This is a genomic window from Enterococcus cecorum DSM 20682 = ATCC 43198 (genome assembly GCF_000407565.1).
Lineage (GTDB): Bacteria > Bacillota > Bacilli > Lactobacillales > Enterococcaceae > Enterococcus_E > Enterococcus_E cecorum.
The window spans coordinates 1-19,696 of sequence record NZ_ASWI01000004.1; the positions used below are offsets into that span (position 1 = coordinate 1).

At 36.2% G+C, this 19,696-nt stretch carries 22 protein-coding genes; 16 read left to right on the forward strand and 6 right to left on the reverse strand.

Annotated elements, in window-relative coordinates:
* Positions 1 to 277: 277 nt before the first annotated feature.
* Genes fni through mvk form a run of 4 tightly spaced genes read right to left on the reverse strand, consistent with a single transcriptional unit; the run spans position 278 to position 4,319 of the window.
* A complete protein-coding gene (fni, locus tag I567_RS05895) occupies positions 278 to 1,318 on the reverse strand; it encodes a type 2 isopentenyl-diphosphate Delta-isomerase (protein WP_016251335.1) in 1,041 nt (346 codons plus the stop codon).
* Positions 1,308 to 2,396 carry a phosphomevalonate kinase gene (locus I567_RS05900; protein ID WP_016251336.1) on the reverse strand — a complete coding sequence of 363 codons (1,089 nt, stop codon included), beginning with the start codon at positions 2,394 to 2,396 and terminating at the stop codon, positions 1,308 to 1,310. Before I567_RS05900 ends, fni begins: the two co-directional genes overlap by 11 nt.
* Positions 2,393 to 3,385, reverse strand: a complete 993-nt coding sequence (gene mvaD, locus I567_RS05905; protein WP_016251337.1) for a diphosphomevalonate decarboxylase — start codon at positions 3,383 to 3,385, stop codon at positions 2,393 to 2,395. The genes I567_RS05900 and mvaD overlap by 4 nt, the downstream gene beginning before the upstream one ends.
* Positions 3,378 to 4,319, reverse strand: coding sequence for a mevalonate kinase (gene mvk, locus I567_RS05910; RefSeq protein WP_016251338.1), 942 nt, complete (start codon positions 4,317 to 4,319; stop codon positions 3,378 to 3,380). Before mvk ends, mvaD begins: the two co-directional genes overlap by 8 nt.
* Before the next feature lie 196 nt (positions 4,320 to 4,515).
* Here mvk and I567_RS05915 point away from each other — a divergent pair, with 196 nt between their 5' ends.
* The 10 genes from I567_RS05915 to I567_RS05960 all read left to right on the forward strand — a co-directional run bounded on the left by I567_RS05915 (position 4,516) and on the right by I567_RS05960 (position 11,983).
* Entirely contained in the window at positions 4,516 to 5,259 is a 744-nt protein-coding gene (locus I567_RS05915) for a deoxynucleoside kinase (RefSeq protein ID WP_016251339.1), read from the forward strand.
* 273 nt (positions 5,260 to 5,532) lie between these two features.
* Positions 5,533 to 6,054: a translation initiation factor IF-3 gene (gene infC, locus I567_RS05920; protein ID WP_016251340.1), complete on the forward strand. Its 522-nt coding sequence runs from the start codon at positions 5,533 to 5,535 to the stop codon at positions 6,052 to 6,054.
* Between the two features lie 64 nt (positions 6,055 to 6,118).
* Positions 6,119 to 6,319 carry a 50S ribosomal protein L35 gene (gene rpmI / locus I567_RS05925; protein ID WP_016251341.1) on the forward strand — a complete coding sequence of 67 codons (201 nt, stop codon included), beginning with the start codon at positions 6,119 to 6,121 and terminating at the stop codon, positions 6,317 to 6,319.
* Between the two features lie 47 nt (positions 6,320 to 6,366).
* Positions 6,367 to 6,726, forward strand: coding sequence for a 50S ribosomal protein L20 (gene rplT, locus I567_RS05930; protein ID WP_016251342.1), 360 nt, complete (start codon positions 6,367 to 6,369; stop codon positions 6,724 to 6,726).
* 207 nt (positions 6,727 to 6,933) lie between these two features.
* A complete protein-coding gene (locus tag I567_RS05935; protein WP_016251343.1) occupies positions 6,934 to 7,299 on the forward strand; it encodes a DUF1304 domain-containing protein in 366 nt (121 codons plus the stop codon).
* A 369-nt stretch (positions 7,300 to 7,668) separates the two neighbouring features.
* Positions 7,669 to 9,360 carry an arginine--tRNA ligase gene (gene argS, locus I567_RS05940; protein WP_016251344.1) on the forward strand — a complete coding sequence of 564 codons (1,692 nt, stop codon included), beginning with the start codon at positions 7,669 to 7,671 and terminating at the stop codon, positions 9,358 to 9,360.
* Positions 9,361 to 9,373: 13 nt separating this feature from the next.
* A complete protein-coding gene (locus I567_RS05945; RefSeq protein WP_016251345.1) occupies positions 9,374 to 9,835 on the forward strand; it encodes an arginine repressor in 462 nt (153 codons plus the stop codon).
* A gap of 268 nt (positions 9,836 to 10,103) precedes the next feature.
* Positions 10,104 to 11,297: an FtsW/RodA/SpoVE family cell cycle protein gene (locus I567_RS05950; RefSeq protein WP_016251346.1), complete on the forward strand. Its 1,194-nt coding sequence runs from the start codon at positions 10,104 to 10,106 to the stop codon at positions 11,295 to 11,297.
* A 3-nt stretch (positions 11,298 to 11,300) separates the two neighbouring features.
* Positions 11,301 to 11,657: an arsenate reductase family protein gene (locus I567_RS05955; RefSeq protein WP_018345340.1), complete on the forward strand. Its 357-nt coding sequence runs from the start codon at positions 11,301 to 11,303 to the stop codon at positions 11,655 to 11,657.
* Positions 11,657 to 11,983 carry a glycine cleavage system protein H gene (locus I567_RS05960; RefSeq protein WP_016251348.1) on the forward strand — a complete coding sequence of 109 codons (327 nt, stop codon included), beginning with the start codon at positions 11,657 to 11,659 and terminating at the stop codon, positions 11,981 to 11,983. The genes I567_RS05955 and I567_RS05960 overlap by 1 nt, the downstream gene beginning before the upstream one ends.
* Positions 11,984 to 12,126: 143 nt before the next feature.
* Here I567_RS05960 and I567_RS05965 read toward each other — a convergent pair whose 3' ends face one another.
* Positions 12,127 to 13,305, reverse strand: a complete 1,179-nt coding sequence (locus I567_RS05965) for an ROK family transcriptional regulator (RefSeq protein WP_016251349.1) — start codon at positions 13,303 to 13,305, stop codon at positions 12,127 to 12,129.
* Between the two features lie 275 nt (positions 13,306 to 13,580).
* Here I567_RS05965 and I567_RS05970 point away from each other — a divergent pair, with 275 nt between their 5' ends.
* From I567_RS05970 to I567_RS05995, 6 genes are all read left to right on the forward strand, one after another.
* Positions 13,581 to 14,855 carry a PTS sugar transporter subunit IIC gene (locus tag I567_RS05970; protein WP_016251350.1) on the forward strand — a complete coding sequence of 425 codons (1,275 nt, stop codon included), beginning with the start codon at positions 13,581 to 13,583 and terminating at the stop codon, positions 14,853 to 14,855.
* A gap of 16 nt (positions 14,856 to 14,871) precedes the next feature.
* On the forward strand, positions 14,872 to 15,771 hold the full coding sequence (locus I567_RS05975; protein WP_016251351.1) for a DUF7916 family protein: 900 nt from the start codon (positions 14,872 to 14,874) through the stop codon (positions 15,769 to 15,771).
* A gap of 21 nt (positions 15,772 to 15,792) precedes the next feature.
* The gene (locus I567_RS05980; RefSeq protein WP_016251352.1) at positions 15,793 to 16,125 is read left to right on the forward strand and encodes a PTS sugar transporter subunit IIB; all 333 of its coding nucleotides are present in this window, start codon (positions 15,793 to 15,795) and stop codon (positions 16,123 to 16,125) included.
* A gap of 19 nt (positions 16,126 to 16,144) precedes the next feature.
* Positions 16,145 to 16,507, forward strand: coding sequence for a PTS lactose/cellobiose transporter subunit IIA (locus I567_RS05985; RefSeq protein WP_016251353.1), 363 nt, complete (start codon positions 16,145 to 16,147; stop codon positions 16,505 to 16,507).
* A gap of 653 nt (positions 16,508 to 17,160) precedes the next feature.
* Positions 17,161 to 17,871 (forward strand): 16S rRNA pseudouridine(516) synthase, encoded by a 711-nt coding sequence (locus tag I567_RS05990; protein ID WP_026209946.1) that lies wholly within the window; start codon positions 17,161 to 17,163, stop codon positions 17,869 to 17,871.
* Positions 17,872 to 18,549 (forward strand): YjjG family noncanonical pyrimidine nucleotidase, encoded by a 678-nt coding sequence (locus I567_RS05995; protein ID WP_016251355.1) that lies wholly within the window; start codon positions 17,872 to 17,874, stop codon positions 18,547 to 18,549.
* 136 nt (positions 18,550 to 18,685) lie between these two features.
* Here the strand turns inward: I567_RS05995 and udk are convergent, their stop codons facing one another.
* Entirely contained in the window at positions 18,686 to 19,315 is a 630-nt protein-coding gene (gene udk, locus I567_RS06000) for a uridine kinase (protein ID WP_016251356.1), read from the reverse strand.
* Between the last annotated feature and the right edge of the window lie 381 nt (positions 19,316 to 19,696).

Below are 19,696 nucleotides of genomic sequence, written 5' to 3' on the forward strand. Positions count from 1 at the left end.
TTCAGCTTAGGCACAATCAAAAAACCGTAGGAACTACGGGGATAGCTTGGTAAATAAGAGAAACCGCTGTTAGTGAAGAAATAAGCTATCAAGTATGCTCTATTCCCAAGAAGCTCCCACTTCAAGCGTTAAGAACCGTTAGGTTTAGCTAAGTGGTGAGTAGTTCACGCTAAATGGTTGTAAAACAGCCTTAGATGGGCAAAAAAAGACCATAGCTCTATTCAGCTGGAATCTTAATTGAATAGAACTATGGGATGTTGCTTATACAGTAACCTCATTAATGAATACTATAATGTGAAAGGTCTATTTGTCGTGCTTCACACCAGTTTTTAGGGATACCGGTCAAGAAAATCGGTACTTTTTTTAATTCTTTTGTAGAAGTCTTGCCGGTCATGGTATAAAGCATGACTAATTCACGCTTCCATTGATAAATCAGTTCAATGGTTTCATCCAGTCCATCCGTTAACAGCGAATTTAATATCGTACCAGAGATGCCGACTGCTTTAGCGCCTAAACATAAGCACTTAAAGATATCATAAGCATTGCGAATCCCACCTGAGGCTACAATTTCAAAAATACGTTTCATTTCATATGCTTCAAGTAAGGAAATAACCGTAGACTGACCGTAGTGATCAAGATAAGAAAGTTCGCGTTTTTTTCGACGCGCGTTTTCGATTTTTGTAAAGCTTGTCCCACCATTACCACCGACATCAATAATTTTTACACCAAGGTCCAAAATTTGATGCATCGTTTCTCGTGTCATACCAAATCCTACTTCTTTAACAATGACAGGGACATCCACTTCTTTGACAATTTGTTCAATATTGGTTAACCAACTAGTAAAATCGCGGTCTCCTTCTGGCATCACGAGTTCTTGCGGCGCGTTGACGTGGATTTGTAGCCCATCCGCTTCGAGCATATCTACGGCTCTTTTGGCATCTTCTACATTATTTCCAGCCCCAATATTGGCTAAAATCAGGCCGTTGGGGTTTTCTTTACGTACGATACTAAAAGAATCTATTAATGAAGGATCTTTTAAGGCTGCTGTGACCGAACCAGTGGCAAGCATTAAATCTGTTTCACGTGCAATAATGGCTAATTTTTGATTGATCTCTTTGGTTTTTTCGCTACCACCAGTCATTGCATTGATAAAAAATGGGGTAGCAAGTTTTTTACCCATGAGTTCAGAACGAATGGAGACGTCTGCCACACGACATTCAGGAAAAGAATGGTGGATAATTCGTATGGCATCAAAATCATTTTTACGTTCATCGTGAAAGGCTTTAGCAAGTGAAATGTGTTCGTCTTTACGATTCATTTTTTTCCTCCTTGGTATATACATGTAGTGGCAATGGAGTGATTTCAGCTTTTTCCCATGCGCTCATCAAAGGTAAAATTCCTGTCTTTTGGTCCACAATGACAATCCCGCAATCACCACCACCGGCACCAGAGGATTTACTAGCGCCTCCATAGTTTTCAGCTAAATCACAAAGTAACTTTAGGGCAGGTGTTTCAATTAATACACCGGTCATTGCAGATAGTTCATTTAATAATTGGCGGTTTTTTGAAATCATTTCTTTAATCAAAGTAACATTTTGTGTTTCAAAGCCCAAAATCATTTGCTCAACACAGGCTTTACTTGCGACTAAGAATTGTTGATAGACTTGTTCTTTTGCTTTTTTTGACTGATGTACTTGGTCTACTAAATCTGAGGTAGACGCAGGGCTTCCTGTCCAACCGATTAATAGGCGTAATGCTTTTGGCGCTTTAAGTGGACGAATGCTCAGCCCAGGCCAATCTTGTTCGACTAATTGAGCTATCGATAAGCGACCAAAGTTTTCAATCACCCATGGATGGTCAAAGGTAGAAAAAGCAATCCAACCACCAAAGCAACTTGCGGCAATATCCCCACAGGAACCATTTCCTTGAACATCTAAATGAGCTAAGGCAGCTAATTTGAATTGGGTCATTAAATCTAAGCCAAGTTGGTAATATTCATTTAAAGCTTTCACAGTAGCAACAGTCACTGCGCCACTTGAACCTAAGCCGTATTTGCGACCATTTGAATTATCCAACTCACTGGTTACTTTCATATCATAAAAACTTAGGTGATGACCTTTTTCTTTCGCATATTTTTCTGTTAAGCGAATGGCAGCTAAAATATAGTGGAAGGGATTTTCGCGATGATCAAGGACTAGTTCACCTTTTCTTCTAAACCAGCGAATCGGCAAGTCACTATATTGTTCTGATTGGATACTTCCTTTGGTTCCGACTGCTTGATTGATGGTTACGGTAATAAATTGGTCTACAGCAACGATAATGGCAGGATGACCGACTTCCACAACGGCATACTCTCCAGCAATATATAGCTTCCCTGGCGCGGATACTTCTATCATTTCGACACTTCCATTTCTAAATATTCAATCCCTACTCCGGCGTGGGCAATAATTAATTGTTCGTTACGGAATTGTTTGCTTAATTCAGCAAAAATAGCCGCTTCATCTTTTTTTTGGCAAAGGACTTTCACATTAGGACCTGCATCCATTGTAAAATAGCACTCAAGTCCAGATTCTCTAAGATCCCGTACAGCATCCATGGCTAGCATACTTTCAGCATTCCAATAGGTAAATGGTGGCACTGCAGCTAGTGTACAGGCATGCATCTTTAAGGCATTGGCTTCAGTGATTTGGCCAAGCTTGGTAAAATCTTTTGCGTAAATAGCTTGTTTGATAGCTTGTAAATCTTTAGGAGCTTCTTGTAACCATACAGGATAAAAGCCTGAAGTTTCAACGGTTGATTTCATCCCATCACGACTAGAAACTTTCTTTTGTTTTTGATTCACTACGATAAAAATCATAGCTAATTCATCTTCAAATCCGGCTGAGTCAATAGGTGCGGCATAGGAACTATCATCGTCATAGCCTTTTTCCCATTCCACAAAGCCGCCGTAAACACTGCGACACGCCGAACCTGAGCCTTTGCGTGCTATTTTTGATAGCTCTTTTTGCGATAAGCCAAGACCTAATGCTTGATTGCAGGCGCCGGCTAAAGCGCATAAGCCACTTGCTGAAGAAGCCAGTCCCGCAGCAGTAGGCACATGATTGATGCTTTCGACTTTGGCAAAAGAGGTACAGTTGGCTTTTTGTCTAAATAAATCTAAAAATTTGCTGACTTTTTGAGTAGCTTTTTCATCTTGTAATACGCCATCAAGGGTAAAACGATCTGCTGTTAAAGATTTGTCAAAGCAAACGGACGTCTCTGTGTAAAAAGCATCTAAAGTAAGTGAGAGACTATTATTTTTAGGAAGAATGATTGTTTCATCTGCTTTTCCCCAATATTTGATGAGGGCAATATTCGTGTGAGCTCTTGCTTTTCCTTTATACATTTTGATAAACTCCTAATCCTTGTAACCAGGTACGCTTCATACCATAACTGATTAATTTCTCTTGAATAAATCTTGCATTTTGTAAATCTTTGGCTAAAACAATCAAACAACCCCCGCGACCGCCACCTGTTAATTTAGCCCCTAAAGCATGATGATTTAAAGCTAATTCAACTGCTTGGTCTAGGGTGTGATTGCTGACAGTGAGTTTTTGTAAGAGGCGATGGCTAGCGGTCATGATTTGTCCGAGTTTTTCCGCTTGATTTTCGACAATAGCAGTTTTGGCTTCTAGGGTTAAATCACCGAGTTGATCGATAATATGACGAATACTAGCACCTTTTTGCTGCACTAAATTTGCGACATCCTTCACAGCTTGTCTTGTTTGTCCTTTAATTCCAGTATCTGCAACTAAAAGATAGGCATCAACATTGAGTTGGAAGGTCTCAAATGGTTGGCTTTTCTCAAATAGGATAGGCTGTGTGCCACTTGTTGCCACTGCGTCAATGCCACTTGGATTATCGTGGGCAATTTGTTCTGAGTAATCGACATATTTTAGCAATTTTTTTTCATCTAGTGGTAAAGCTTGCCAATCGAAAATTGCACGAATGATACTGACGGCCACCGCTGCTGAAGATCCCATGCCACGTTCTGCTGGGATGGTGCTCTTGATGTTCAAACAAAAATTAGGCAGTTCTAAATCTTTTTTTAGCACTTCTATTAACGAGACGAGATTATGCATACTTGTGACTTGCTTCATCTCATCTAGCGTTCCATTAAAATATTTTGATTGGATATGTACAGTGGGATTTGCTTGAACCAAGGTATGAATACCAACGCCAGCAAACGGGAAGGCGATGGCTTTTTTTCCGTAAACAACTGAGTGTTCACCAATTAAGATAATTTTTCCTGTGGCATGACCATTTCCTATTTTTTTCATTGAATCCTCGCAATCTGACAAAACTTCTATTTACAAAAAAAGGTTCCTTGCATATTATAAGAAAAAAGTTGCAAAGTTTAAACTAATTTGTTAGATTTTTTGTGTAAAAGTCATTCTTTAGTATTTTCTTAATGATTGTCTAACTAGAGAATGTGGGGAGAGGAAATAAAAATTTTTAAAAAAGCGAGGGGAAATAGTGATTATTGTATCAGGGGTCTACTCATCAGGTAAGACAACATTAGCCAAAAATTTAGCCAAGTATTTTCATAGTAAAGCGCATATTGTAGAGTCGCGTCAAACGGATAACCCACTTTATGACAAAGCAAAGGGGACTATTTCTTGCAGCTACGATGAAGACTTCTTAATGGAACGGATGAAACAAATAGGTGAGGCGATAACCGAGCCATATACCGTATTTGATCGTTCTGTATATGAAGATGTTTTGCGGATGAAAATTAGCGCTGATTTAGGATTTTTAGACCAGGAAGAAGCAGAAGATTATTTTGCACGGATCAATAAACGATTAAGTGAAATTCCACTCGATCGTTCAAATGAGGCTTCACAAATTTTCCTTTTCCTTGATTTACCGTTTCATGATATGATCGATCGCATTTATCAAGTACCAAAAGTCAAAGAATATATTATGACTCATCCATTTTTATATGAATATTATCAAGAAGCTCATTTACGCTATCGAGAATGGTTTGAGAATTATCATTATTCTGAAAAGTTACGCATTAATGCACTGGATTATGATTTTAACAATATGGATGATGTAGCAAAGGTTGCCAAACAGATTGAAGAAATTTATCAAAATCCAAAATTTGAAATTACTTATGATGCGATTGTTGATAATATGAGACAGAGTTTGGTCAATAATAATAGTATTCAGTCTAACAGTAGGCATTTTTACGTCACACAACGAGAAATGCCTACTTGATTAATGAAATGGAAGAACAGTAAGCAAAGAAGCAAGGTTAGATAAAATTTTTTGAGTTTTTTGCTGAAAATCCTTGACTTCATTTTCAAAATGCGATATGATTCAATAGTTAAGAAAAGAAAGTAGAGGCACGCGCTTCTCGCCTTGGTGATATTCTTGCCGGGCTGATAGGTTGAAAAGTTTTTTAGAAGGACTTTTTACTTTTAGCGCGGGTTCAGTATGGACTCGTTTTTTTGTGTCTACTTTCATTCTGGCAAATAAACCTGGAGGTGAATGACCATAGCAAAGGATATGATGGTAAACGACGGCATTCGTGCACGTGAATTACGTTTAATTGATCAAGACGGAGAACAATTAGGGGTTAAGAGTAAAGCAGAAGCACTGAAGATTGCTGAACAAACCAATCTTGACGTAGTACTAGTGGCACCAAATGCAAAACCACCTGTTGCTCGCATTATGGATTACGGGAAATTCCGTTTTGAACAACAAAAGAAAGAACGCGAAGCCCGTAAGAAACAAAAAGTGATCAATGTGAAAGAGGTTCGTTTAAGTCCAACGATTGATTTAAATGACTTCAATACAAAATTGCGTAATGCACGTAAGTTCCTAGAAAAAGGGGACAAGGTTAAAGCGTCAATTCGTTTTAAAGGCCGTGCCATTACTCACAAAGAAATTGGTCAGAAGGTTTTGGATCGCTTGGCTGAAGAAACAAAAGATATTGCTAGTGTGGAACAACAAGCGAAAATGGATGGTCGTAGCATGTTCTTAGTGCTTGCACCTAAAAACGAAAAATAATTCATCTTTGGTCTACAAAATGTAGATAGTCAGATTGGAAAGATTTTTGAGGAGGAAATTAGTTATGCCTAAACAAAAAACACACCGCGGATTAGCAAAACGTGTAAAACGCACTGGTAAAGGCGGATTAAAGAGATTCCGTGCATTCACAAGCCACCGTTTCCACGGTAAAACTAAAAAACAACGCCGTCAATTACGTAAGGCTAGCATGGTGCATAAAAGCGATTACAAACGTATTCGTCAACAATTATCACAAATGCGTTAATCAACTCGTAAATAAATTTCAAGGATATATATTAGGAGGAATTAAACATGGCACGTGTTAAAGGTGGAACAGTCACTCGTAAACGCCGTAAAAGAATGCTAAAATTAGCTAAAGGATATTACGGTTCAAAACATACATTATTCAAAACAGCTAAAGAACAAGTAATGAATTCATACAACTACGCATATCGCGATCGTCGTCAGAAAAAACGCGATTTCCGTAAATTATGGATTGCACGTATCAACGCTGCAGCTCGTATGAATGGATTAAGCTATTCTAAATTAATGCATGGCTTAAAAGTGGCTGGTATCGAAATCAACCGCAAAATGTTAGCTGACCTTGCTGTAACTGACGCTGCTGCATTTACTGCACTAGCGGAAGAAGCAAAAAAAGCCTTAGCTAAATAATTTTATTTAATCATACGAAAGGCACTCTAAAGTTTTAGGGTGTCTTTTTTTCATAAGGTCGGAAAGTATCTTGTAAAGTCTCGGATGTCATAATGTCTAGCTATGCCTTTTTGATGATTGTATCAAAAATGTAGGCAGAAAAATTGCGAATGATTACGTGTTTCGCTATGATAATTTGGTAATAAAATGTGTGAAAGGATGTTAAAAATGCTTATCTTGTTTAAAGTATTAGTGGTCTTAGTGGCATTGGAATTTTTGTATATTATGTATTTGGAAACTTTTTCAACAACTTCAGACAAAACAGCACAAACGTTTAAGATGACGGTACAAGAATTGCAAAATAAAAATGTGCAAACCCTATTTAAAAACCAAGGAATCTATAATGGCTTGATTGCTTTAGGATTGCTTTGTGGCTTATTTTTTGTGCAAAACGGTCTATTATTGGTGCGCTTTTTATTAGTTTACATTATTTTAGTAGCAGCTTATGGGGCTTATTCAAGCGATAAATCGATTTTGTTAAAACAAGGTGGACTAGCAATTATTGCATTTATAGTGAGTTTATTTTTGAAGTAAGTGTACCAGTCATTTCTAAACCACATCAGATATTTTCATGAATTTTCATTTTTGGTGTGGAAATTTAGATAGAGGTTTGCTATAATCAAATCGATATGGATATCTTTAAAGAGAAAGTAAATCTAACTCTGCTTTTAGCGAGTCTGGGAAGGTGGAAGCCAGATAAGTAAGACAGATTGAAACGCGCTTTGATACAAAGATACGGCAGCTACCGTTACAGCAAAAGTGGGTCCTAATAAAGAGGACAAGTAGAGTGGTACCGCGGAATGAAATTCGTCTCTAGTGTTAATGGTTTAGTATAATCGTGACACTAGGGCTTTTTTATTACAGAGTTCTAAAAATATCAGATAAACATTAGGAGGAAAAGAGATGAACAACCAAGCAATTGTCGCAAAAACTTTGCATCAAGCATTGAGTGAACATTTAACTTATGAACAAATCGAAAATTTATTAGAAAAACCGAAATATGCCGAACATGGAGATGTAGCGTTTCCGGTATTCTCATTAGCTAAAATTTTCCGTAAAGCACCGCAACAAATCGCTACAGACTTAGTGGCTCAATTAGATACAACAGGCTATGAAAAAGTCGAAGTAGTGGGTGCTTATCTAAACTTCTTTATGGATAAAGCACAAGTATCTAGTCAGGTCTTACAAGAAGTTTTAACGCAAAAAGCGAATTTCGGTTCACAAAACATCGGTCAAAACAAACAAGTGCCTATTGATATGTCTTCGCCAAATATTGCTAAACCAATGTCAATGGGTCATTTACGCTCAACGGTGATTGGCAATTCAATTGGTTTCTTATTAGAAAAAATTGGTTATCAACCCGTTCGTATTAACCACTTAGGAGACTGGGGAACGCAATTCGGTAAATTAATCGTGGCTTACAAACTTTGGGGAAGTCAAGAAGCCGTGGAAAAAGATCCAATTGCTGAATTATTACGCTTATACGTAGACTTCCACGAAAAAGCAGAAACCCAACCAGAACTAGAAGATGAAGCACGTGCCTGGTTTAAAAAACTAGAAGATGGCGATGAAGAAGCTTTAGCATTATGGCAGTGGTTCCGCGATGAATCGTTAAAAGAATTTACCGACATCTATGACCTATTAGAAGTGAAGTTTGATTCTTTCAATGGAGAAGCTTTCTACAATGATAAGATGGCTGAAGTTGTAACCATGTTAGAAGAAAAACATCTATTAAAAGAAGATAAAGGGGCAGAAATTGTCGATTTATCTGCTTATGATTTAAATCCAGCATTAATCCGCAAATCTGATGGTGCGACTTTATATATTACGCGTGACTTAGCAGCGGCCTTATATCGCAAACGTACTTATGATTTCGGTCAATCACTTTACGTTGTGGGTAATGAACAAAGCAACCACTTTAAACAATTAAAAGCTGTATTGAAGGAAATGGGCTTTGACTGGGCAGAGGATATGCATCATGTGCCATTTGGTTTGATTACAAAAGATGGTAAAAAATTGTCTACCCGTAAAGGAAAAATAATCTTACTAGCTGAAGTCTTGAATGAAGCGATTGAATTAGCCAAAGCGCAAATTGTCGAAAAGAATCCGACATTAGAAAATAAAGAGGAAGTCGCTCGTCAAGTCGGTGTGGGAGCTGTTGTTTTCCATGATTTGAAAAATGATCGTTTGAATAATTTTGACTTTGCTTTGGAAGAAGTCGTACGTTTTGAAGGGGAAACGGGTCCTTATGTGCAATATACCCACGCACGTTGCCAAAGCTTGTTAGCTAAAGCTGCCTTTGATGTTGAAAATGTCGGTGATTTGAGCTTAAACGACGAAGAATCATGGGAAGTAATCAAATTAATCCAAAGCTATCCAGAAGTCGTATTACAAGCTGCGAATACTTATGAACCATCTGTCATTGCCAAACATGCGATTAAGTTATCGCAAGCTTTCAATAAATATTATGCACATAGTAAAGTATTAGCCGAAGATGAGCAAAAACAGGCTAGATTAGCACTTGTTTATGCGGTAAGTGTCTTGTTAAAAGAAGATTTACGCTTGTTAGGTTTACATGCACCAAATCAAATGTAATGAGGAGGTCAACATGAAAAAAGAACAGCGTCATCAATTAATTGTAGATATTTTGACTAACCATGTCATTCGTACGCAAGAAGAGTTGTTACAGTATTTGAAAGAACATGGCGTTACAGCTACTCAGGCGACGATTTCTCGAGACTTAAATGACTTAAAAGTAATCAAGGCAACTATGGAAAATGGCGAAAAGCAGTTGAAACTCTTTACCGTTGATGAGATGAAAACACAAGAAGACAATTTGCATCTTCATCAGTTGGTTGAAGAGATGGTTACTAAAGTGGATCGAGTTCAGTTTATGACAATTATCCATACGCAACCGGATAGTGCACAAATGGTTAGTGCTTTAGTGGACGATATGGATATCCCAGAAAAAGTCGCTTCTTTGGCAGGATTTGATACAGTAGTCATCATTTCACGTTCGGAAGCAGAAGCGCAAAAAATCGAAGCAATGTTTAAAGAATATATGGTATAAAAAAATACTAGCAAAGTTTTCAGATGAGAATCGCTTTGCTAGTATTTTTGGCTCTTTGTCAATTAGTGTTGTTGCAATGAAATCTGGGCTTTTTTTTTTTTGCTTATCGGTTTCAAAAAGTGTTCTAAATGTCCACGCCAACCAATACTCCCACTCCCATACTAATTTACGTTAAATTTTTCTGAAAGTTCATCATTTGTACTTTGCAATTCTAAAGGAAGATTACTATAATAGTAAAATAGAAATATATTTAGAAAAGAGCGTGTGAATGGAAAATACTCGAAAAAGGACATCTGAGCAAACTGGTCGTATTGATTATGCTGTTATTTTGCCGGTCTTTATCTTATGTATTATTGGCTTAACGTCACTATATGTTGCTTTGTCACAAGACCCTGCCAAACCAAATGTTGTCCGCGGAGTTGGCCTTCAAACTTTGTGGTATATCTTAGGTATCGGGGCAATTGCTATTATCATGCATATCAAAGTAAAGTTACTATGGAAGTTAACACCGTTAATATATGGTGGGGGACTTTTGGTTATGGCACTTTTGCTTCAGTTTTATGACCGTTCCATTGCTGAGGTGACAGGTTCGAAAAACTGGTTCTCTATTGGTAACTTTACTTTGCAACCGGCGGAATTAATGAAAATTGCCTATATCTTGATGTTGGCATTAGTCGTTACCAAACACAATGGTCAGCATCGAACGCGAACCCTGCGCACAGATGGACAATTAATTGCAAAAATGCTAGCCGTCACTTTACCTGTTTTGATTTTAATACTATTACAAAAAGATTTTGGGACCATGTTAGTATTCCTTGCGATTTTTAGTGGCGTATTTTTAATGTCAGGGATTTCATGGAAGATTATTGTCCCCGTTTTTGTTTTTATGTTTATTTTAGGTAGTATCTTGATTTTTTTAGTGCTATCTGAGACTGGACGCCAAGTTTTATATCACATTGGATTTAAACCGTATCAATTTGCCCGTATTGATTCGTGGCTCGATCCGTTTCATGACTTGCAAGGATCTTCGCGGCAAGTAGCTTCATCTATTGCAGCGATTTCTTCAGGGGGCATGTTTGGTAAAGGGTTTAATGTGAGCGATGTTTATGTGGCGGTTCGTGAATCGGACATGATTTTTTCAGTGATTGGTGAAAATTTTGGCTTTATCGGTAGTACACTAGTGATTGTGCTTTATTTTATGTTGATTTATCAAATGATTCGTGTTTGTTTTGATACGAATAATGAGTTTTATACTTATATTTCTACTGGAATTATCATGATGATTTTATTCCATGTATTTGAAAATATTGGTGCGAATATTGGACTTTTGCCTTTAACCGGGATTCCCTTACCTTTTATTAGTCAAGGGGGTTCAGCGCTGTTAAGCAATCTAATCGGGATTGGTTTGATTTTATCTATGAGATATCAATCGACAAATCTATATTCACATTTGGAGGAATAAATGATGTATACACTGTATTGGTATCCAAAGTGCTCGACTTGTAAAAAAGCAGTTAAGCATTTGGAAAACAAGGGAATTATGCCTGAATTAATTGATATTAAGGAAAATCCACCGAAAGCCAACCAATTACAAGATTGGATGGAACAAAGTGAATTGCCTATGCGCCGCTTCTTCAATACTAGCGGTATGAAGTATAAAGAGTTGCATTTAAAAGATAAAGTCGATACACTAAGTATGAAGGAAGCTTGTGAGTTATTAGCAACAGATGGCATGTTAATCAAGCGACCTATTTTACTAAAGGACGGAGTATTTGTAAGCATCGGTTATAAAGAGGCTGTCTATGAAAGGTTGGATGCATAATGGAAAAACAATGCTTGAAACATAAAGATGATTTATGGATTTTGTATAATGGTAAGGAATACTGTGTGGGACTTACGAAAAAAGCACAAGATGATTTAGGAGCTGTAACTTTTGCTTCACTCCCTAAAGTAGCAACTAAAGTACAAGCGGGTTCGCCTGTTGTTGAAGTAGAGGCAGAAAAAGCTGTTTGTGAGTTTGCAAGTCCTTTAACAGGTGTGATTTCTTCTATCAATGAAAATATAGATGATTTAAATGCAGATGATGAAATGAAAGCTTGGTTATTTAGCTTAAAAGACGTCGATGCAGTGGCATTTGATTCATTATAATCTGAATGATTGGTATAATAATAAAAAAACTACTAGTATTTTATGCTAGTAGTTTTTTTATTAACGAAGATATTAAACTACGATACTTCATATATGCAGAAGGAATGTATGAAGTAGCTGAAATTTTATCATTAAAACTTGATTTATAATAAATAGCATTTTTGAACAGCTGTTGCTACAGCTCCAACTGCGCCATCAAGTGGTGTATATGGTTCGAAAATAACAGTTGGTGATTTTGGGAGATTCAATAATAAATTTGGTTCAATAGCTAATTTTGAAAGTAATATTTGCTGCATTGCAGGATGATTGAATAGCTCGCTATGAATGTAAAGCGATTGGAAATCAATGATTAAGTTTAAGTTAAGTATAACTTGACTTAATGCTTGGATTGCTTGTTCAAGTAAAATTTGAATGCTCTTATCACCAAGTTCAAAAGCAGTTAATAGTGTTTGAACTTGGATGTCTTGATTGGTAGAAAGCAATCGTTTTAAATAGCTTTCCTGATCATTATTGTAAAGGATTTGTGCACGATTAATCAGCCAATTTTCACTGATAAAAGTTTGTAGGCAGCCCTTTTTTCCACATTCACAGAGGCTACCATCTTTATCAACGACCACATGTCCTACCTCACCGATAAGCATATTTTGTTTGCTAAATACTTGACTTTCATACATATACGAGCATTTAATTCCTCTACCAATATGGAAATAAAGATAATTATCATTTTTCTTTTCCACATCAAAAAGTCGTTTTTTTAAGGCCATCCCTTCTACATTATTGGCAAAATAGACTGGTAGACTCACTAATTTTTTGATTTCTGATAGATTAAAACATTGCCATAAAGAATTGTTTGTGACGATATCTTTATTTTGATCGTAATGTCCTGGTAGTGCGATGGCTATGGCTTTTATTTGATAATCCTTATAACGATTCAATAATTCGATTAGTTTTTCTTTAAATATTTCGAACCCTTGAGAGGCAATTTGTTCAGTAGAAAGTTTATAAATAGTATGTTCTTTGATATGTCCTAAGTTATCGGCTATTACAAATGAAAAATATTTTTCTGATAATTCACTTCCTAAAAAATAAGCAGCCCCTTCTTTAATTTGTAAATGGATTTTTTTTCGTCCAACTTTATTGGATTGTTCTTCTCCAACTTCTTGAATAAACTCTTCTTGAAGTAGCTCATTAGTGATAGCGCTAGTTGTGGCAGGGGTAATGGCTGTTAGTTTAGCGATATCAATGCGAGAAATACGATTATGAGAATAAATAGCATCTAGGATTTGTGCTCGATTTTGAGCTTGCTTTTTAGATAAAGTCATCTTACGCCCTCTTTTGATTATATTTTATAATTATTATAATCCTAATATTCGGAAGATTCAATATGATACAAGAGATAATTCTATTTATATTATTGCGGAACATAATATGCGGAACATAATAGATAATATCGGTGATTTATATCAAGAAATCGTTTGCAAAAGTGAACGACATATGCTATGATGTAATTGGTAATAAAAAATAATTAATTATCGCGATATCTTTTTTGTTACAGAAATAATTATTATCATTTTATAATTAATAGGAGGATATTTTGATGGAAAAGGTAAATGTTTTTTTGCAGGAAAAAATGATGCCAATTGCTGCTAAACTAGGTGCAAATCGCTTTTTAGTTGCTATTCGTGATGGGATTACTTTTGCGATGCCATTGATTATTATCGGCTCGGTATTTATGATTTTAGCTAGTTTCCCAATTCCTGGCTGGGAAAAATTCATGGGTGATATTGGGGTAGCTAATTACCTTTGGAAAGGTGTAGATAGCAGTTTTGGTTTAATTGGTTTAGTTGCTAGCTTTGGTATTGCATATAGTTTAGTCAAACAATATGGTGTAGACGGTGTACCAGGTGGAATTGTTTCTTTATCTGCATTTATTACAGTAACGCCATTTGTAACTGGTGAAGCCGGTGCGGGGATGCCTACAGCTTTTATGGCATCTAAAGGATTATTTGTTGCTCTTATTTTAGGATTAATTAATGGCTATGTTTATCAATGGTTTATTAATCATAATGTTCAAATTAAAATGCCTGATACTGTACCACCAGCTGTTTCTAAAAGTTTCAGCGCAATCATTCCAGGGTTTGTCATTATATCTTTTTGGTTAATTGTCTTTGGTTTATTAGATGCCCTTCATTTACCTAATATGCATGAAATTGCTGCGGTGGTACTAGGAAAACCTTTAGGGGTACTAGGTAATAACACTTTCGGAGTAATGCTTTTAGTTGGTTTAAATAGTTTGTTCTGGTTTGTGGGCATTCATGGAGGAAATTTAGTAAATAAGATTATGGAACCGTTGTGGTTGGCTAACTTAGATGCCAATCGTGTTGCTCATCAATCTGGTGAACAATTACAACACATCTTCACTACCGTATTTATGGATAATTTCGTCTATTTAGGTGGTGGTGGAGCAACTATTGGGTTGGTTATCGCTTTAGCTTATTTAGCTCGTAAGAAAAAAGCAAGTCAACAAGCAAAAGCCTTAACACCGATTACTTTGACGCCAGGTTTGTTTAATATTAATGAGCCAGCCATGTTTGGTATTCCAATTGTGTTAAATATTTTATTACTTGTGCCATTTATCTTGGCACCTATGATTAATTTATTGATTTCTTATTTTGCCATGGCCTCAGGTTTAGTTTCATTAACTTATACTTCTCCTGGATGGACTGTGCCACCTATTATTAGTGGGGTTTTAGCAACTGGAGATATTAAAGCTTCTATTTTGCAGCTGATTTGTGTGATTATAGATATTTTAATCTATTTACCATTCATTTCAATGATTGAAAAGAACTTCCAAAAAGAAGAACAATTGTAAGAAAGTGGGAAATACTATGGTTAAACGATTGATTAGTGCCAATACATCTGAGATATTCAATATGTCAGCAACTGAGTTAAAGCAAAGTATTAAAGCTAGCGAAGGACGTGTTGTATTATCAGAAAATGTTGCACCACGAGAGTCGTTTATTGGTGATATTACAAATGCCGAAATTGCAAAAGCTTTTGGTGCCGATTTAATTTTGTTAAATGGCCTTGATGTCTTTGAACCAGAAATTTTTGGTTTAGCGTCTAGTAAAGAAAATGTCGTTCATCGCTTGCACCAACTGGTAGGGTGCCCTATCGGTGTCAATTTAGAACCAGTTGATCTACAAATGGATATGTTGGAAGAACGACTGACGATAGTTAAAGGAAGACAAGCTAACGAGGAAACATTTAAGCAAATTGCACAATTAGGCTTTGATTTTGTTTGTTTAACAGGAAATCCGGGTACTGGTGTTTCAAATCAAGCAATTATCAAAGCTATCCAGATGGCCAAGGTGCATTTTTCTGGTTTGATTATTGCCGGTAAGATGCATGGAGCAGGAGCAGATGAAGCAGTAGTTGATTTAGAGAGTGTCGCTAAGTTTATCGAAGCAGGTGCAGATGTCATTTTAGTGCCAGCTGTTGGGACTGTTCCTGGTTTTGATTTGCCAGAATTAAAAGAAATTGTAAACTTATCGCATCGTAATGGTGCACTAGTCATGTCTACTATTGGGACTAGTCAGGAAAGTTCGGCAGTGACAACTATCCAATCAATTGCTTTACAAAATAAAATAGCTGGTGTCGATATACAACATATTGGTGATGCTGGTTATGGGGGTGTGGCGCCTGTCGAGAATATTTATGAATTAAGTAAGGTCTTGCGTGGGATGCGTCATACTGTATCAAGAATGGCACGTTCGGTTAATCGTTAGTAGTCAAAGCGAGGAATTATTATGGCAAAAGAAACAATTATGTTATGTTGTGCAGCAGGGATGTCTACAAGTTTATTAGTGACAAAAATGAAAGAAGCTGCCGAAAAACAAGGAAAAGACGCAGAAATTTTTGCCGTTTCAGCGAGTGAAGCGGATCATGAATTAGATTCAAAGAAAATTGACGTGGTATTATTAGGCCCGCAAGTTCGCTACATGCAAAACGACTTCAAGAAAAAATTAGCTGGCCGTAACAATGGCGCAGATATTCCTTTAGCAGTTATCGATATGCGTGCATATGGTATGATGGATGGTGCCGTAGTCGTTACTCAAGCCTATGAATTAATGGGTAAATAATTAGGTAAAGAGGGATAAAATGGCAGAGGAAAAAACAAAAGAACAACGCGACCAAGAACAATTAATGGCAACCATGGGGCTAATTATCAATGGTGGGAATGCCAAGAGTTTAGCATTTGAAGCGATTTATGCAGCCAAAGAAGGCAAATTTGACGAAGCACAAGAAAAGCTAAAAGAAGCTGATGAAGCTTTAGTAGAAGCACATAATTCACAAACAGAAATGCTAGCACAAGAAGCAGCTGGTCATCCAGTAGAAGTGCATTTATTAACAGTCCATTCACAAGATCACTTAATGAATGCAATTACTTTCAAAGATTTAGCTGGTGAAGTGGTGGCTATCCATCAAGAATTAGCTGAAATTAAAGCCAAATTAGTAAATTAAAGAGATGACAATTTTTAGCTATTGATGTCTTGGAAAATACTTTTTGATTTAAAATGAATAGATGATTCCTTGGATTAACTCCAGGGGTCATCTATTTTTTTGCCTACAATTTTTTAATGATGGAGGCTAATATATTCCTATCGATTAACCTATTGTAATTCTTTGATATGCGTGACTATCTATCGTTTTATACTGGCAAATATTTAGTAGTGTGGTCGTTGCTTTTTAGTTTACATTTGTTATACTGAAAAAATAAGAGTAAATGAATAGTTAGTTAAAATAAAGACAAATAATGGCGTATACAAGAGAATATGAAAGCTTGAAATTAAGAAATCAAAATTCGAAAGGAGAAGCTACTCGTCAAAATATCCAAAAACAAGTGTTAAAAATCCCAAAAATTCATTTAAGATACCAAACATAAGAACTGATTATATTAACCAAGTCAAAACTTCAATCTTCAAGCAAAAACCAAGCTATAGAGCGATTGAAAATTTAAATGTTAGTGGAATGATGTAAACTCAACATCTATCTAAAGCAATTGTCAGTCAAAGTTTTTTTGAGTTTAGAATAAAATGAATCAATAAATGCCAAGAAAAGCATATAGAAGTTCGAATTGTGGATGGATTTGACCTTGTTTTGAGTAGCAAGTAGTGATGAGATTAGGAACCTTGATTATGGAACAATTACAACTCTCACGAAAGATGATGAAACGCACTTTTTTAAGAGGGGTTGTCAAAGTGGATGGCCAAGTAGAATATGATGAAGCACGCAATGTGGATAGTCAAATACACCATATTGAAGTAGCAGGACAGACGTTGCATACTACAGAAGTCTATTATTTGCTTCATAAACCAAGTGGTGTCGTGACTGCTAATAAAGATGCGACCTATCAAACTGTTTTTGATTGTTTAAAACCAAAAGATCGCCGTGAAGATTTATGCTTTGTAGGGAGACTCGATCGTTATACACAGGGGCTGATATTGTTGACATCTAACGGTCAATTAGCTTATGATTTATTGCAACCTAGCAAAAAGGTTAGTAAAGTATATGAGGCTTATTTAAAAGAACCTGCTGAAATGAAGGATATCGAAAGCTTTAAACAAGGCATTCGCTTCTTAGATGATACGGTATGTTTACCAGCAAAATTAACTATTTTATCGGATAGTCCACACCATGTTTTAGTCGAGATTCACGAAGGTAAATTTCATCAAGTAAAGAAAATGTTTTTAGCGGTGGGCAAGAAAGTTGAAAAGTTAAAACGAATTTCCTTTGGTCCCTTACAATTGCCTTCAGATTTACCAATAGGGGATTATCGTAAATTAACGAGAGAAGAAATAATTAGTTTAAAGGAGTATTTTAGATAGATGAAATATACAACACTATTGTTTGATGTAGATGACACAATTTTAGATTTTAAGGCTGCAGAATTGCAAGGATTATCTAAATTGTTTGAGCATTATGGCTATCATTTAAACGATTCACTATTAAAACGTTATCAAATAGTCAACCAAGGCCTTTGGAAAGCTTTTGAAGAGAACGAATGTACTCGTGAAGAGGTATTGAATACACGCTTTGGCCTTTTTTTTGAACAGTTAGGTAAAAAAGTGGATAGTGTGGCAGTTGAAAAAGAGTATCGACAGTATTTAAATCAAGGCTCACAACGATTGGGAAATAGTTTAGACATTGTTGCAGACTTAGCGGATAAAGCAGATTTATATGTAGTTACGAATGGGGTGGCCAAAACGCAATATCAGCGCTTGGAAGCAGCAAAATTATTACCCTATTTTAAAGATATTTTTGTCTCTGAAACAATCGGCTATCAAAAGCCACGAATTGAGTTTTTTCAGCATGTTTTTAACAAAATTGCACCAGTGGATTTAGAAAAAACAGTGATTATTGGCGATTCGCTTTCTTCAGATATTAAAGGTGGACAAAATGCTGGAATTGATACGATTTGGTTAAATGCCAACCAACAAGAAACGCCTACAATCAAGCCGACTTATACTATTCAAAATTTAGATGACCTTTATCAGATTTTGTAAGGCAAATAAGAATAAATTTCATGTTAAGCATAGGATGGAGTTAGTTTTACTATTTCTTAGTTGACAGTGATATAGCAATTTTAGCTGCTCGATGTTTCAGTCTAGTTAGCAGATAAAATAAAAAAGCTTGAATAAATCAAGCTTTTTTAAAGTAGGTTGCAACCTTAGTATTAATTAAATCAATCGCTACATGATTTTCGCCACCTTCTGGCACAATCACATCAGCATAGCGTTTTGTTGGTTCGATAAATTGATGATACATTGGTTTAACAACGCTTAGGTATTGGTCGATAATGGAATCTAATGTTCGACCGCGTTCCACCATATCACGTTTAATCCGGCGAATAATGCGGATATCATCATCAGTGTCGACATAAATTTTAATGTCCATTAAATCACGCAGACGTTTATCTTCTAAAATCAAAATTCCTTCAAGAATGATGACTTCTTTAGGTTCTTGAATAACTGTCTCAGTACTTCTTGTATGGGCAACATAGTCGTATACTGGTTTTTCAATCGTTTCGTAATTTAAAAGTTTTTCCAAATGTTCGATTAAAAGGTCCGTATCAAATGCAAAAGGATGGTCATAGTTAGTTTTCAATCGCTCTTCAAAAGATAAATGACTTTGATCTTTATAATAAGAATCGTGTTCCAACATCATGATTGAGTGATTGGGAAAGTTATTGAAAATTGCGCGACTAACACTTGTTTTTCCGCTACCTGAACCACCACTTACTCCAATAATTATCGGCTTTTTCTTTGACATTTTATTTACCTCTTTCACGCTTTTTACACTGTTTTTAATTATAATGAAAATTTCTATAAAAAGCTAGTTAAAAACAAGAAAAAACAGATGAAACTTAAAGAAAACGACTCCAATTTGTCTTTTTTTCTAGCTATTGGGAGCAACATGTGGTAAAGTAGAGCCATGCGATGAGCCGAATGCGATAAATGATTTCGCAAACGCAGCCAGCAACACATATACTGCCGGATTGCAGGTGTTGGAGATTACATTGTGGAAAAGGGAATCTCTGCTATGAATTGAATAGTACTGGACGGTCTACCTGAGTTAATCGGGTAGGCCTTTTTATATAATGTTCGTAAAGCAGCTCGGAAAGCCTCGAAGAAATTCATGTGCTTACCTAAC